This is a genomic window from Janthinobacterium sp. HH102 (assembly GCF_001758625.2).
Taxonomy (GTDB): domain Bacteria; phylum Pseudomonadota; class Gammaproteobacteria; order Burkholderiales; family Burkholderiaceae_D; genus Janthinobacterium.
In genome coordinates this window covers 2547450-2562624 of record NZ_CP062062.1, presented here as the reverse complement: position 1 = coordinate 2562624, position 15175 = coordinate 2547450, and the positions used below count along the sequence as shown (strand labels likewise).

At 63.1% G+C, this 15175-nt stretch carries 9 protein-coding genes; 3 read left to right on the top strand and 6 right to left on the bottom strand.

Annotated features, from left to right (window positions below; translation table 11 throughout):
- Positions 1–270: 270 nt before the first annotated feature.
- The 3 genes from ppk1 to JAB4_RS30925 all read left to right on the top strand — a co-directional run bounded on the left by ppk1 (position 271) and on the right by JAB4_RS30925 (position 4155).
- Entirely contained in the window at positions 271–2364 is a 2094-nt protein-coding gene (ppk1, locus tag JAB4_RS11650; protein ID WP_070218042.1) for a polyphosphate kinase 1, read from the top strand.
- A gap of 25 nt (positions 2365–2389) precedes the next feature.
- Positions 2390–2848, top strand: coding sequence for a phosphohistidine phosphatase SixA (sixA, locus tag JAB4_RS11645; protein ID WP_070290771.1), 459 nt, complete (start codon positions 2390–2392; stop codon positions 2846–2848).
- Positions 2849–4026: 1178 nt separating this feature from the next.
- Entirely contained in the window at positions 4027–4155 is a 129-nt protein-coding gene (locus JAB4_RS30925; RefSeq protein ID WP_256267160.1) for a hypothetical protein, read from the top strand.
- Positions 4156–4238: 83 nt separating this feature from the next.
- Here JAB4_RS30925 and JAB4_RS11640 read toward each other — a convergent pair whose 3' ends face one another.
- The 6 genes from JAB4_RS11640 to JAB4_RS11615 form a co-directional block, all read right to left on the bottom strand.
- The gene (locus JAB4_RS11640) at positions 4239–5360 is read right to left on the bottom strand and encodes a polyamine ABC transporter substrate-binding protein (RefSeq protein ID WP_070221392.1); all 1122 of its coding nucleotides are present in this window, start codon (positions 5358–5360) and stop codon (positions 4239–4241) included.
- A 324-nt stretch (positions 5361–5684) separates the two neighbouring features.
- Positions 5685–8291 carry an ATP-dependent chaperone ClpB gene (gene clpB / locus JAB4_RS11635; protein ID WP_070221393.1) on the bottom strand — a complete coding sequence of 869 codons (2607 nt, stop codon included), beginning with the start codon at positions 8289–8291 and terminating at the stop codon, positions 5685–5687.
- A 121-nt stretch (positions 8292–8412) separates the two neighbouring features.
- Positions 8413–8886 (bottom strand): molybdopterin synthase catalytic subunit MoaE, encoded by a 474-nt coding sequence (gene moaE / locus JAB4_RS11630; RefSeq protein ID WP_070221394.1) that lies wholly within the window; start codon positions 8884–8886, stop codon positions 8413–8415.
- Complete coding sequence (locus tag JAB4_RS11625) at positions 8883–11462, bottom strand: DUF349 domain-containing protein (RefSeq protein ID WP_070221404.1); 2580 nt, start codon at positions 11460–11462, stop codon at positions 8883–8885. The genes moaE and JAB4_RS11625 overlap by 4 nt, the downstream gene beginning before the upstream one ends.
- A 180-nt stretch (positions 11463–11642) precedes the next feature.
- On the bottom strand, positions 11643–12308 hold the full coding sequence (locus JAB4_RS11620) for a hypothetical protein (protein ID WP_139143854.1): 666 nt from the start codon (positions 12306–12308) through the stop codon (positions 11643–11645).
- 116 nt (positions 12309–12424) lie between these two features.
- Positions 12425–15091 (bottom strand): bifunctional acetate--CoA ligase family protein/GNAT family N-acetyltransferase, encoded by a 2667-nt coding sequence (locus JAB4_RS11615; RefSeq protein ID WP_070221396.1) that lies wholly within the window; start codon positions 15089–15091, stop codon positions 12425–12427.
- Positions 15092–15175 lie beyond the last annotated feature (84 nt).

Here is a 15175-nt window from a genome sequence, read left to right as displayed (position 1 = left end):
GGGTTGTTAGGGCACAAAGTCCCGGTTGAATGCTGCGCAGTCTAGCAAGCGAATATGACAGCTTTATGACATGGGTAAAAAATCCTGAAATAATTGGCTACGCCCCGGGAACCGCCCTTTTCGGCGCGAAAAATGACAGGACGGGCGACGCTTTATGACAGCTTATGTCACGCTTACGTCATATTTCATGATTACACTCACAACGCGTCATACGCGATGAAATACGGATGAAATACGGCTAGAATTAACTATCTGCAAAGACAAAAGAATATGAAACCTGAACTGCACACGGAAGTGACCAAATCGGGCATCCTGCTTGACCGCGAACTGTCGCAACTGACTTTCAACCGGCGCGTGATGGCCCAGGCGGAAGACCCGAACATTCCGCTGCTCGAGCGCCTGCGCTACCTGTGCATCGTCAGCAGCAACATGGATGAGTTCTTCGAAGTGCGCGTGGCCAGCCTGCTGGCGGCCGGCAGCATCGGCGGTTCGCTGGCCGGCCACCCTGCCCTGGCGGCCAATCTGGAGCGCATCGGCAAGGAATGCCATGCGCTGGTGGAACGCCAGTACGAGATATTAAATAGCGAAGTCTTGCCGGCCCTGCGCGAAGCGGGCGTGCATTTGCTGCGCGACAACGACCGCAACGATGCGCAGCGCGCTTGGGTCAAGCAGTATTTCGACCGTGAAGTGCGCCCCCTGCTGACCCCTATCGGCCTGGACCCGGCCCACCCGTTCCCGCAAGTGGTGAATAAAAGTCTCAATTTCATCGTCTCGCTGAGCGGCAAGGATGCGTTCGGCCGCGGCACGGCCATCGCCATCGTCAAGGCGCCCCGTGTCTTGCCGCGCGTCATCAAGCTCCCGGACGACATTTCCGGCGACGGCGTGTCCTTCTGCCTGTTGTCTTCCGTGATTCATGCGCATATCTCGGATTTGTTCGCCGGGCGCGAAGTAATTGCCTATTCGCAATTTCGCGTCACGCGCGACAGCGACCTGTGGGTGGACGAGGACGAAGTCAAGAATCTGCGCCAGGCGTTAAAAGGCGAACTCGTGGGGCGCCAGTTCGGCACCTCGGTGCGCCTGGAAGTGGCGCGTAATTGCCCGCCAGAATTATCACAGTTCCTGCTCGACCAGTTTAATCTGGATCAAAGCCGCCTCTACCGCGTCAACGGCCCCGTGAACCTCGTGCGTCTGTCGGAAATGATCGACCACGTCAAACAGCCCGAGCTGCGCTTCCCGCCGTTCTTCCCCGGCCTCGCGCACAAGGCCATCGGCAACGACATCTTTGCCGCGCTGACCAAGCATGACATCCTGCTGCACCACCCGTATCAATCGTTCCAGACGGTGATCGACTTCATCCGCAGCGCCGCCTACGATCCGTCCGTCGTCGCCATCAAGCAGACGATCTACCGCACGGGCATGAACTCGGACCTGATGGAGTCCTTGATCACGGCGGCGAAGATGGGCAAAGAGGTAACAGTCATCGTGGAATTGATGGCGCGTTTCGACGAAGAAGCCAATATCAACTGGGCCGACAAGCTGGAACAGGCGGGCGCGCAAGTCGTGTACGGCGTGGTGGGCCTGAAAACCCATGCCAAGGTGGCGCTCGTCATCCGCCGCGAAGAAGGCGCGCTGCGCTTCTACGCCCACTTGGGCACCGGCAACTACCACCCCACGACCACCAAGCTGTACACGGATTTCGGCTTGCTGACGGCGAACCAGGACCTGGCTGTGGAAGTGAACGAAGTCTTCATCCACCTGACCAGCCTGACCAAGCCGCACAATCTGAACCATTTGTGGCTGGCGCCGTTCGGCCTGCAAAGCGAAATCATCAAGGCCATCCGCAACGAGGCGAAGATCGCCCGTTCAGGCCGGCGCGGTCGCATCATCGTGAAAGTCAACGCGCTCGTCGATGAATCCGTGATCCGCGCCCTGTATGCTGCCTCGACCGATGGCGTGAAGATCGACCTGATCGTGCGCGGAGCCTGCACCCTGAAGCCGGGCGTGCCGGGCTTGTCGGAAAACATCAAGGTGCGCTCCGTGATCGGCCGCTTCCTCGAGCACAGCCGCATTTACTATTTCCGCAACGACCTGGCGCACGATGTCTACCTGGCCAGCGCCGACTGGATGAGCCGCAACCTGTTCCGCAGGGTGGAAGTGGCCTTCCCCGTGCTGGACCGGGCGCTGAAACGGCGCGTGATCGCCGAGGGCTTGAACCCATATTTGAAGGATAATACCAATGCATGGGAGCTGGAGCCAACGGGCCATTATGCGCGCCGCAAGCCGCGCGGCAAGCAGATGCCGTTCAGCGCCCAGCAATACCTGATGCACACACTGGGCACGCCGGGCGCGGAGGTCGGCGAATAGGCAACTCTACACACAGGAGTACAGCATGGATCTCATCTTGTGGCGACACGCAGAAGCCGAGCCGGGCCTCCCCGACCTCGAACGCGCCCTGACCGTCAAAGGCCAGAAACAGGCGCGCCGCATGGGGGAATGGCTGGCCTCGCAACTACCGGAAAATTGCCGCATCCTCGTCAGCCCCGCCCTGCGCACCCTGCAAACGGCGGAGGCGCTGGGGCGCAAATTCAAGCTGATGCCGGAACTGGCACCCGGCGCCGAGGCGGAAGACATCCTGAAGGCGGCCAACTGGCCCGGCGGCAAGGAAACCGTGCTCATCGTCGGCCACCAACCCACCCTGGGCCAGGCGGCCGCCCTGCTGCTGACGGGCGAGGAGCAGGAATGGGAAATGCGCAAGGCCAGCGCGTGGTGGTTCTCCCAGCGCGAGCCAGGCGACCCCGTCAGCGTCTATTTGAAGGCCGTGATGGCGCATGATCTGGTGGTGAAATAAAATACTGAAGCAGGGAAATGCGCAAGGCCAGCGCAGGATGGACAGGTTCTCCCAGCGCGAATCAGGTGACCCCGTCAGTGTCTATTGAAAGCCGTGATGGCGCATGATCTGGTGGTGAAATAGTAAAACAGGGAAATGCGCAAGGCCAGCGCAGGATGGACAGGTTCTCCCAGCCCGAGCCAGGCGACCCCGTCAGTGTCTATTTGAAGGCCGTGATGGCGCATGATCTTGTGGTGAAATAGTAAAACAGGGAAATGCGCAAGGCCAGCGCAGGATGGCCAGGTTCTCCCAGCCCGAGCCAGGCGACCCCGTCAGCGTCTATTTGAAAGCCGTGATGGCGCATGATCTGGTGGTGAAATAGTAAAACAGGGAAATGCGCAAGGCCAGCGCAGGATGGACAGGTTCTCCCAGCGCGAGCCAGGTGACCCTGTCAGCGTCTATCCCAAGGCCGTGATGGCGCATGATCTGGTGGTGAAATAAAATACTGAAACAGAGAAATGCGCAAGGCCAGCGCAGGATGGACAGGTTCTCCCAGCGCGAGCCAGGCGACCCCGTCAGTGTCTATTTGAAGGCCGTGATGGCGCATGATCTGGTGGTGAAATAAAATACTAAAACAGAGAAATGCGCAAGGCCAGCGCAGGATGGACAGGTTCTCCCAGCGCGAACCAGGTGACCCCGTCAGCGTCTATTTGAAGGCCGTGATGGCGCATGATTTGGTGGTGAAATAGTAAAACAGGGAAATGCGCAAGGCCAGCGCAGGATGGACAGGTTCTCCCAGCGCGAGCCAGGTGACCCCGTCAGTGTCTATTTGAAAGCCTTGATGGCGCATGATCTGGTGGTGAAATAAAATACTGAAACAGAGAAATGCGCAAGGCCAGCGCAGGATGGACAGGTTCTCCCAGCCCGAGCCAGGAGACCCCGTCAGCGTCTATTTGAAGGCCGTGATGGCGCATGATCTGGTCGTGAAATAGGCCACGGGGTCAGACCCGCCGGGTCTGACCCCAGATTGAAATGCGCAAAAAGTGCGCTGGGACAAATACTGGTGGAGTTCACAACTCAGCAGCCTTGTAAAGCGCTGCCGATCTGCTAGAGTTTAATTGCATCAACTACGTGCTGGAGCGCTGCTCCGGCACATTGAGCAACCCAGCGGACGGCCGTCCAACGGCGGCTGAAAGACCATGTTAATCACCTTCCTCGTTTTTCTCTTCATCGCCATCTTCGCCGCCATCATCGGCTTTGTCGCCTTTGAACTGGTCGAAGAAATGCGCGGCAGCCACCATAAGCTGATGGACCGCTATCACGAGTAGCGTTCACCTCGGCACTATCGCATGGCGCCAGCGACGGCCAACAGGCCCGTCTCTCGCGCCATCCTTGTTTTTACGCTCCCGTATTACACTCCCGTCTTGAACTTCGTATAAATGCGCGTCATCAAGCGGCGGATATCGGCCGTGGTCGCTTCCGGCGCCGCCATGCGCTGCTTGTCGGCGTCCGACAGGAAGATGGCCTTGTTCTCGCCGATGTCCTTGCGTACATATTTGATGCTGGCCGGATTCGGATTCGCGTAGAAGACCTTGTTGCTCAGGCTGGCATGCACTTGCGGACGCAGGATGTAGTTGATGAACAGGTGCGCATTGTTCGGGTGCGGCGCGTCGGCGGGAATGGCCATGGTGTCGAACATCAGGGCGGCCGTCTTCGGCACCAGCACCTGGATCACGTTGCCATTCTTCGCGTCGATGGCGCGCTGGCGCGCGATATTGATGTCGCCCGACCAGCCCAGCGCCACGCAGACGGAACCGTTGGCCATGTCATTGATGTAGCCTGAGGAGCTGAACAAGGTTACGTAGGGGCGGATCGCCTGCAGCACCTTGCCCGCTTCCTGGTAGTCGGCGGCCGTTTTCGAGTAGGCGGGCTTGCCCAGGTATTGCAGGGCGGCCGGCAGCACTTCCGACGGCGAGTCGAGGAAGGACACGCCGCACGATTTCAGCTTGGCCGCGTATTTCGGATCGAAGATCAAATCCCAGGCATTGTCGGGCATGGGCATGCCGCCCAGCGCGGCCTTGACCTTGTTGACGTTGATGCCCACCGTCGTGTAGCCCCACAGCCAGTCGACCAGATAGTCGTTGTTCGGGTCGATCTTCGACAATTTCGCCTGCAGGTTCGGATCGAGGTTGCCCAGGTTGGTCAGCTTGCTCTTGTCGAGCTTGCGCAGCAGGCCCGCGTCGATCTGCAGGCGCGCCCACTGGGCCGTCGGCACGACGATGTCGTAGCCGGACTTGCCCGCCACCAGTTTCGCATTGAGGATTTCGTTATTGTCGAAAACGTCGTAGCGTACCTTGATGCCCGTTTCCTTCTCAAAATTCTTGATCGTATCGTCGCCGATATAGTCGGACCAGTTGTAGATGTTCAGGACCTTCTCTTCCTGGGCCTGCGCTTGGCCAGACAAGGCCAGCACGGCCGCCGCCAAGGTCAGTCCCAGTCCAATGCGCCGTCCTGCTTGCCATGTGTTTGCCATCGTACCGCCTCCGAAAATTAGTCAGAAAATAGTGACGATGATAGCAAGAAGGGCGGCATCAGGTCTAGCCTGATACCGCCCTGCCTGAGGACGTCTAACAAAACCTACTGCGCGTCGCGCTTTGCGGCCTGCGATGCTCACCGTACTAGAGTACGGTTGCGCTTCTCTGCCACAAATCACTGCCGCTCGCTACGGTTTTGTTAGACGTCGCAAATCGTCGCACATCTTCCTCACTGCAAATGCCGTAAAACTGGGGTCAGACCCGACGGGGGAAGCTGCCCCAATGGGGTAGCTTCCAATCCCGCAGGGACTGACCAGCCAACATTACACCTTGTCCAGCCCCACCTGCGCCCCTGTAAACACCAGGTTGCCGTTCTGGGCGTCGATGCGGATCTCGTCTTTCGGGCCGAAGCGGCCTTCGAGGATCAGCTTCGACAGCGGATTTTCGATCTGCTGCTGGATCGCCCGTTTCAACGGACGGGCGCCATACACCGGATCGTAGCCCGCTTCGGCGATCTGCTGCAGCGCGGCGTCCGTCAGGCTCAGCTGCATGTCCATGCGCGCCAGGCGTTCTTCGAGGATCTTCAGCTGGATCTTCGCGATCGCGCCGATGTTTTTCTCGTCGAGGCCGTGGAACACGACAATTTCGTCGATACGGTTGACGAACTCGGGACGGAAGTGCGAGCGTACCTCGGCCATCACGGCCAGCTTCACGACACCGGGATCATCGCTTTCCATCGCCTGGATTTTATGCGAACCCAGGTTCGAGGTCATGATGATGACGGTATTCTTGAAGTCCACCGTGCGGCCCTGGCCGTCCGTCATGCGTCCATCGTCGAGCACTTGCAGCAGCACGTTGAAGACGTCGGCATGCGCTTTTTCCACTTCGTCGAGCAGGATCACGCTGTACGGCTTGCGGCGCACGGCTTCCGTCAGGTAGCCGCCTTCGTCGTAGCCCACGTAGCCGGGCGGCGCGCCGATCAGACGGGCCACGGAATGCTTCTCCATGAACTCGCTCATGTCGATGCGGATCATCGATTCTTCCGTATCGAACAGGAAGGTCGCCAGCGCCTTGCTCAGCTCGGTCTTGCCCACGCCCGTCGGTCCCAGGAACATGAAGGAACCATAGGGACGGTTCGGATCGGAGAGGCCGGCGCGCGAGCGGCGGATGGCGTCAGCCACGGCCGTAATCGCTTCATCCTGGCCCACGACGCGCTCATGCAGCTTCTCTTCGATGTGCAGCAGCTTGTCGCGCTCGCCCTGCATCATGCGCGATACGGGTATGCCCGTCGCGCGCGACACCACTTCGGCGATTTCCTCGGCGCCCACTTCCGTGCGCAGCAATTTCGGCTGGTCGGGGTCGAGTTTCGGGATGCCGCTGTCGGCCTGCTTGAGCTGGGCTTCCAGCTGCGGCAGCTTGCCATACTGCAGCTCCGACACTTTCTGCCAGTTGCTCTCGCGCGTGGCCTGCTCCATCTGCAGCTTGACTTGCTCGATTTCTTCCTTGATGTGCGTGCTGCCCTGCACCACGGCCTTTTCCGCCTTCAGGATTTCCTCGAAGTCATTGTATTCGCGCTGCAGCTTGACGATCTCTTCCTCGATCAGGCCCAGGCGGCGCAGCGATGCTTCGTCTTTTTCCTTCTTGACGGCTTCGCGCTCGATTTTCAGCTGGATCAAGCGGCGTTCCAGCTTGTCCATCACTTCCGGCTTCGAATCGATCTCGATCTTGATCTTCGCCGCCGCCTCGTCGATCAGGTCGATGGCCTTGTCGGGCAGGAAGCGGTCGGTGATGTAGCGGTGCGACAATTCCGCCGCGGCAATGATGGCCGCGTCCGTGATTTCCACCTTGTGATGCAGCGCGTACTTATCCTGCAAGCCGCGCAGGATGGCGATCGTCGCCTCCACGGTCGGCTCGTCGACGAGCACTTTCTGGAAGCGGCGTTCCAGCGCGGCATCCTTTTCGATGTATTTGCGGTATTCGTCGAGCGTGGTGGCGCCCACGCAGTGCAGCTCGCCGCGCGCCAGTGCCGGTTTGAGCATATTGCCGGCATCCATCGCGCCGTCGGCCTTGCCCGCGCCTACCATGGTGTGCATCTCGTCGATGAAGACGATGGTTTGCCCTTCATCCATGGCCAGTTCCTTGAGCACGGACTTCAGGCGCTCTTCGAACTCGCCGCGGAACTTGGCACCGGCAACCAGGGCGGCCATGTCCAGCGCCAGCACGCGCTTGCCTTTCAGCGATTCAGGCACTTCGCCATTGACGATGCGCTGCGCCAGGCCTTCGACGATGGCCGTCTTGCCCACGCCCGGTTCGCCGATCAGCACGGGATTGTTCTTGCTGCGGCGTTGCAGGATCTGGATGGTGCGGCGGATTTCATCGTCGCGGCCGATCACGGGATCGAGCTTGCCCTTGCGCGCCCGCTCCGTCAGGTCCAAGGTGTATTTTTTCAAGGCTTCGCGCTGGCCTTCGGCTTCCTGCGAATCGACCTTGTTGCCGCCGCGTACGGCGTCGATGGCCGCTTCCAGGGCCTTGCGGGTCAGGCCGTTTTCGCGCGCCAGCTTGCCGCAGTCGGACTTGTCGTCCGTCATGGCCAGCAAGACCATTTCGCTGGACACGAACTGATCGCCCGCCTTCTGCGATTCCTTGTCGGCCAGGTTCAGCAAGGCCACGAATTCGCGGCTCACCTGCACGTCGCCGCCCGTGCCCGAGACCTTCGGCAAGCGTTCGATGGACGCGCCCAGGGCCTTGGACAGGCCGCCCACGTTGACGCCGGCACGCTGCAACAGCGAGCGGGCGCCGCCGTCGTCCTGGTTCAACAGGGCCGTCAGCAGGTGGACTGGTTCGATATAGGGATTGTCGTTGCCCACGGCCAAGCTTTGCGCGTCGGCCAGGGCTTCCTGTAACTTGGTAGTCAGTTTATCTTGTCGCATGAAAAGCGCTCCCGGTTAATTAGTTGTTAACCAAATTGGGGTGAGGCAGTACTTTTCAAGCATACACAAAGCAGAAAACTGATGCATTTTGGCAAATGCTAGCGTGCGCGGCGCGTTCGCTTCAAATGGCGCTTGCTTTTGCGGCCCACTTGTCCAGGGCCGTCTCGTCGCTGTCGCGCGCATCGACCCAACGCGCCCCTTCGGGCGTGTCTTCCTTCTTCCAGAACGGCGCTTCCGTCTTCAGGTAGTCGATGATGAATTCGCAGGCGGCAAACGCCTCGCCCCGGTGGGCGGACGACACGGCCACCAGCACGATCTGCTCCTGCGGCAGCAAGGGCCCCACGCGGTGGATCACCAGTGCGCCGGACAGGGGCCAGCGGCCCCGCGCCTGCTCCACGATGGCTGCAATGGACTTTTCCGTCATGCCCGGATAGTGCTCGAGCTCCATCGCGGCCACGTCCAGCCCTTCGTTCATGTCGCGCACCGTGCCGACGAAGCCGACGACGGCGCCCACCTTGGGGTTGCCTGCACGCAATTGTGCGATTTCTTGACTCAAGTCAAAATCGGCGTGCTGGATGCGGACGGATGTACTCATTTCGCGTTGCCTCCGATGCGGCGCAGCAGGGTTTCGATGCGGCTGGCCGTGCGCGCATCGGTGACGGCGGCGATCGCGCACAGCTGCATCAGCTGCGACACTTGCGTGAGCGGCTTCTGGCCCGATTTGAGCGACGATTGCAGCACTTCCACCTGCATTTTCAGGCGGTCACGGGCAAATTCGGCGCCGCTGTCGACGCCGGCGACGATTTCCAGGCGCAGGACTTCACCGAGCAGGCGCTCCTGATTGGCCTGCAATTGCTGCACGTAGGCGGCGCTGCCCTCGCCCAGCGCGGCCTGGGCGGCGGCAAAGCGCTGCTGCAGGCTGCGTTCGTACTGGGCGTCGAGCGGCGGCAAGGCGCTCCAGCGCTCGCTCCACGCTTGCGCGTCGGCGCCGGCACCGCCATCGGCCAGTGCGGCTTCCAGCGATTGCACCAGGCGCAACTTGTCGCGCAGGGCGTTGGCCTGCGCCGCGCCAGCGCGTTCGGCGATGGCGTCCGCCTGCGCCTGCACGCCGGCGACCGCGGCCTGGTAGCGCTGCTCGATCTTCGCTTCGCTGGCGCGCGGCACGGGGCCCGTGGCGTTCCAGGCGGCGCGCGTGTCACGCAGCAAGTGGTTGATGAAGGCGCTGCGGGCCTTGTCGTCGCCCTCGGGCACGACGGCCGTTTCCAGCGCGGCGCACAGCGCTTCGCGCGCATGCAGGTGTTCGCGGCGCTCGTGGTCGGCCGCGTGGGCCGTTTCCTTGCGCCTGGCGAAGATATCGTCGCAGGCGGCACGGAAACGCTGCCACAGCGCCTGTTCCGCGCGGCGTTCCAGCGGCAGGGCCTTGGCCAGTTCCTGCCATTTATCCTGCAAGGCTTTCAGCATGTCGACCGTGTTGCGCTCCGATGGTTTGAGCAGGCCCACTTCGACGATCAATTGTTCGCGGCGCGCCGTCTCGATCTGGCGCTGCGTGTCCAGCGGCTTGGACAGGGCGTCCAGCGCGGCGCCGAACTCCGTATCCAGGCGTTTCTTTTCCTTGCGGTCGATGGTGCCCAGGCGCGTCCACGCCTGGCGCAAGCGCTGCGAGGCGGAAGCAACATGTTTCCAGTCGGTACTCTCTTCGGCCGCCAGGGCCGCCGTTTCCGCGATCAGTTCCTGGGCCTTGGCCGCATTGCCGTGACGCTCTTCCGCCAGTTGCTTGAAATGCTGGGCCGCCGGCGCATACGCCACGCTGCAGGCGGCGTCGAAACGCTCCCACAGCGATTTCGGTGCGGGGCCGGACAAGGTGTCGAGCGACTTCCAGCGCTCGCGCAGGCTGCCCACTTTCTTGGCCAGCTCGGTCATCGGCAATTGCTGCGCCGGCAATTCCTCGCCCGCCTTGACCAGTTCCTCGCGCGACACATTGCCGCCCCAGCGCGCCCAGTCGGCCAGGCGCTTGAACTCGCCGCGCACATGGGCCAGGCGATCCGCTTGCGCAGGCGTCAAACGGCCGTGCTTGCTATCGCGCAAGGTCTTGTCATGTTCGGAAGCCACGTGCAACAAGCCATCCTGCAGCGCCGCTTCCATGGCGTCGAGCGTCTTGAAGAACTGCTCCGTCGCTTCCTTCGACACGGGCGCGTATTCCTGGCGCGGCTTGCGCGGCGCCGGTTCCCCATGCGCTGGCGCGTCCACGGCTGCGGCAGGGACGACCGGTGCCGGGGCGCTGGCCAGCAGGGCCGCAAATTGCTGCTGCAGGCTGTCGGACAATGGCGACTCGGGCAGGCGCGGCAAGGCTTGCCACGCGCGTTTCAAGGTGTCTGCATCGAGCGTGGCGGCGTCCTGCGCCTGCCATGCGGCCAGAGCAAGCTGGCGCGCGTCGAACACGGCCTGGTGCTGCTGCAGCGCCTGCAAGGCGGACTGCGCCTGCTCGCGCGCCTGCATGAAATCGGTTTCCAGGTGTTTTGGCAAGGAAGCGCGTTCGGGCGATTGCGCATGCTGCGCATGTTCCGCGTCGAGGCGGGCCAGCGCCTGGGCCAGCTCGCCGGCGGACTGGCCACTGGCAGCCAAGGCGCGCACGGCGGCGACGGTGTCGATCACGGCGCGCTGCAGCACCACTTGCGCTTCCAGGCGGGCGGCCAGCGCGGCGCGCGCGGCGGCAAAGGCGCTCTCCAGCTCGGGCGTGGCCTTGATGACTTGCCATTGACGGTCCAGCTCGGCTACCTGGTTCGGGCTCAGCTTGTCATCGCTCAACAGGCGCTGCGCCGTGGCGATGCTGGCCTGGGCGCGTTGCGTCTCGGCCGCCTGATGACGGATCAGGTCGATGCGGCCCTGCATCAGCTTGGCAACGCGGCGGTCCGTGTTGCGCATGGCGTGGTGGACTTTTTCCAGCAGGGGCAAGCTATGGACGTGTTCGGCCGCGATCAGGCGGGCATCGGCAAATTCGCTGGACACGATGAATTCACAGGCGGCGGCTTCGTCGCCCGCCACGGCATGGGCACGCGCAACCTGTTCGGCGCGGCGCGATGCGCTCTGCGCCGAGGCGGCGGCCTGTTCTGCCACGACAGGATCGGGGACGGCAGTCTTGCTGGCAGAACGCTTGAAGAGAAATTCGAACATGACGGGTTTCGCGTGGATCAAAACCACCATCATAACAAAGCCCGGGGTATTGCATCGGACAGGGCTGAACAAGTTATCAAATGACTAAAATGAATCTTTTCCCTATGACGGCGCCATGTGCCCGGCGATAAAACCACCCTGGCACAGGCGGGCCTGCCGGGGTGTGCGCTCGCTACCCGTTCAAGCCTGCGCGCGCAGCGGCGGTGACGGTGCAAGCAGCGCCGACGCGTCGCCGGCCTCGGCGTTTTTCCCGCCGGTGGCAGGCGCGCCCGGCGCCGGCAAGGATGTCGGCAAAGGCGCCGGCAAAACAAAGGGCAGCACCTGCGCCTTGCCACGGCGCGCCTCCTGCGCGCGCGCGTCGTGGGCGAGGAACTGGTAGGCGATGGCAAACCACGCTTCGCCCACGATGACCTTGCGCGCCAGCGCGAACAGTTCGCGCTCTTCTTTTTCCAGGCGCTGCAGCAAGGCCGCGCAAAAGGCATCGATGGCCGCGCACAGCTGCTCGGCCTGCAATTCGGAATGGTCGATGGCGGCGCCAGCGCGCTGCTGCACCGCATTGATGCTTTCCAGCGCCACGTGGTTCAAGCCATTGATTTCATTGAGCAAGCCGTCGGCATGCGGTGCGGCCTGGCGAATGGCGGGCACCAGATACATTTCCACCTTGCGCCAGTAGCCGCCCTGGTACAGCCGGCTCAGCCAGTCGCCCGCATACTGCAGCTGCGCCAGGCTGAGTCTGCTCTGGTGACGCAGCTGCACATGCATGTACTTCTGAAAGGCCAGCAGGCTCATGCGGATGCTGGCCTGTTCCACCGACAGGGAAACCAATATATATGTTGCCGTAAGCATGCACTCACTCCCGAAAATGCGCTGGATGTCTGATCCTGGAAGTGAAAGTGTAAAGACTACCGACAGCGATGGGTTTGATCCTGCACAAACCCGCAGCGGGCCAGCCGCGCTTTCTTTTACGGCGCGCGCAAGCCGATATGCAGGTTGACGACGCCGGGCTCTTCCGATGGCGTGACTTCGCCGCCAAAGCTCTTTACCAGCCGCTGCATGCCCTTGTTGCGCGCCATCGCCTCGCCCACCAGCGCTTCCGTGCCCCGGCTGCGGAAGTAGTCGACGAGCTTCTCGAACAGGATATGGCCCAGGCCCTTGCCCTTCAGGGCCGAACGCACGGCGATGGCGAAATCGGCGTGGATATTGTCCGGGTCGGCCACGGCGCGCACCACGCCCAGGGTTTCCGGCTTGCCGTCCGGCCCCGTGTGCGTGGCGATGAAGGCCATGGCGCGGTCGTAATCGATCTGCGTCAGGCGCGCCAGCTGCGACACGGGCAGCTCGCGCATGGAGGTAAAAAAGCGCAGGCGCACGTCGTCCGGGTCCAGCGCGTGGAACAAATCCATGTGCTGCGGCGCATCCTCGGGGCGGATGGGGCGCAGCAGGATCGATTGATCCATCCATGTCACCTGCTCTTCCAGCTCCTGCGGATACGGGCGGATGGCCAGGCGGTCGCGCTGCTGGCCCGGCTGCAGGCGGATGCGGGCGTCGAGGGCGATCACGCCGTCCGCGTCGGCCACCAGCGGGTTGATGTCGAGTTCGGCCAGCTCGCCGATGTCGGCCACCAGCTCGGCCACCTGGATCAGCGTGTAGCAGATGGCGTCGATGTCGGCCGGCGGCTGGTTGCGGTAGCCGGCCAGCAATTTCGACACGCGCGTGCGCGCCAGCATGTCGCGCGCCAGCACCATGTTCAGCGGCGGCAGGCCGATCGCGTGGTCGGCCGTCACTTCCACGGCGATGCCGCCCTGCCCCACGAGGATCACGGGGCCGAAGGCGGCGTCCGTCGTGACGCCGACGATCAATTCATGCGATTGCGGCCGGCGCGCCATCTGCTGCACCGTAAAACCGTCGATCAGCGCGTCGGGCCGCATGCGGCGCACGCGCTTGAGCATGGCGGCGGCGGCCGTGCGCAGGATGTCGGGCGTGTCGAGGTCGAGCGCCACGCCGCCCACGTCGGATTTGTGGGCGATGTCGGGCGAATGGATCTTCAGCGCGACGGGATAGCCGATATCGGCCGCCACGGCCAGCGCCTCTTCCACGTCGGCCGCCATGCGCGTGGTCGCGACGGGAATGCCGTAGGCGGCCAGAATCTCCTTCGAGCGGCATTCGCCGAGCACCGTCTGGCCGGCCGCCAGCGCGGCGGCGACGATTTCGCGCACCCTCGCGCGGCGCGGCGTGGCCGACATGGGCAGCTGCGCCGGCACCTGCATCAGGGTTTCCTGGTTGCGCCGGTACTGCACGATCTGCATGAAGCCATGCACGGCCTTTTCCGGCGTGTCGTAGGTGGGAATGCCGGCGCGATTGAAAACCTGGCGCGCGGGCGCCACGGTGGTGCCGCCCAGGAGGCACGACAGCACCGTGCGCGAGGTGGCCTTGATCAGCGGCGTGACGGCTTCGGCGATGTCGATCGACGAGACCATGGCCGTGGGCGCATGCAGCAGCAGCAAGGCGTCCGCCTGCGGCTCGTCGAGCAGCGGCTTGATGGCGTCGGCATAGCGCTGGACGGCCGCGTCGCCGGGCAAGCCGACGGGGTTGTCGTGCGACCACCCGCGTGGCAGCGCCTTTTCCAGCGCGATCACGGTGTCCGGCGAAAGCTCGGCCAGTTTGCCGCCGCTGCTCACCAGCGCATCGGTGGCCATCACGCCCAGGCCGCCGCCGTTGCACAAAATCGCCAGGCGCTCGCCGCGCTGCGAACGGATGTGCGTGAGCGTTTCCACGGCGTCGAACAGCTCTTCGGCCGAATACACGCGCAACATGCCGGCGCGGCGGATGGCCGCGTCGTAGACGGCGTCGGAGCCGGCCAGCGCGCCCGTATGCCAGGCCGCCATGGCCGCGCCTTCCGCCTCGCGCCCCGCCTTCAGCACGATGACGGGCTTGCTGCGCGCGGCGGCCCGCGCCGCCGACATGAATTTGCGCGCCGCCTGGATGTCTTCCATGTACAGCAGGATGGCGGCCGTGTCGATGTCGCCGGCCAGGTAGTCGAGCAGGTCGCCGAAATCGATGTCGTAGCTGGCGCCGAGCGAAATGAATTTGGAAAAGCCCACGCCATGCGCGTTGGCCCAGTCGAGCACGCCCGACACCAGTGCGCCCGATTGCGAGACGAAGGCGATCTTGCCGCTCGTCGCACCGACGTGGGCGAAGCTGGCGTTCAAGCCCAGTTTGGGCACCAGCAACCCCATGCTGTTGGGGCCGAGGATGCGCAGCAAATGCGGCTTGGCCGCCTTCAGCATGGCCAGGCGCAGCGACTGCTCGCGCACGGGGTCCAGGCCCGACGTCATGACGATGGCGGCGCGCGTGCCCAGCGCGCCCAGTTCGCGGATCAGCGCCGTGATAGTGGCGGGCGGCGTGCAGATGATGGCCAGGTCCGGCGCCTTGGGCAGGTGCGCCAGCTTGCGATAGCATTTCAGGCCCATCAGCTCGTCGTACTTGGGGTTGACGGGCCAAATCTCTCCCTGGTAGCCGCCGCCCAGCAGGTTGTACAGGGCGATGGCGCCCAGCTTGCGTTCGCGCGCCGTGGCGCCGATCAGGGCCACCGAGGCCGGCTTGAACAGCTTGTCGAGATTACGGATACTCATGTTCTGGCCTCATGGATTGCCGGAGCGGGATGCCGGAGCGGCTGCGCCAGTGTATAGGATGCGTTGCCAAAAAAACTTGACCTT

Bases quoted from the DNA above. Each gene is read 5' to 3' on its own strand.
- JAB4_RS11640 (WP_070221392.1), bottom strand. From the start codon at position 5,360: ATGGCAAACACATGGCAAGCAGGACGGCGCATTGGACTGGGACTGACC.
- moaE (WP_070221394.1), bottom strand. From the start codon at position 8,886: ATGAGTACATCCGTCCGCATCCAGCACGCCGATTTTGACTTGAGTCAA.
- JAB4_RS11625 (WP_070221404.1), bottom strand. From the start codon at position 11,462: ATGTTCGAATTTCTCTTCAAGCGTTCTGCCAGCAAGACTGCCGTCCCC.
- ppk1 (WP_070218042.1), top strand. From the start codon at position 271: ATGAAACCTGAACTGCACACGGAAGTGACCAAATCGGGCATCCTGCTT.
- JAB4_RS11615 (WP_070221396.1), bottom strand. From the start codon at position 15,091: ATGAGTATCCGTAATCTCGACAAGCTGTTCAAGCCGGCCTCGGTGGCC.
- JAB4_RS30925 (WP_256267160.1), top strand. From the start codon at position 4,027: ATGTTAATCACCTTCCTCGTTTTTCTCTTCATCGCCATCTTCGCCGCC.
- clpB (WP_070221393.1), bottom strand. From the start codon at position 8,291: ATGCGACAAGATAAACTGACTACCAAGTTACAGGAAGCCCTGGCCGAC.
- sixA (WP_070290771.1), top strand. From the start codon at position 2,390: ATGGATCTCATCTTGTGGCGACACGCAGAAGCCGAGCCGGGCCTCCCC.
- JAB4_RS11620 (WP_139143854.1), bottom strand. From the start codon at position 12,308: ATGCTTACGGCAACATATATATTGGTTTCCCTGTCGGTGGAACAGGCC.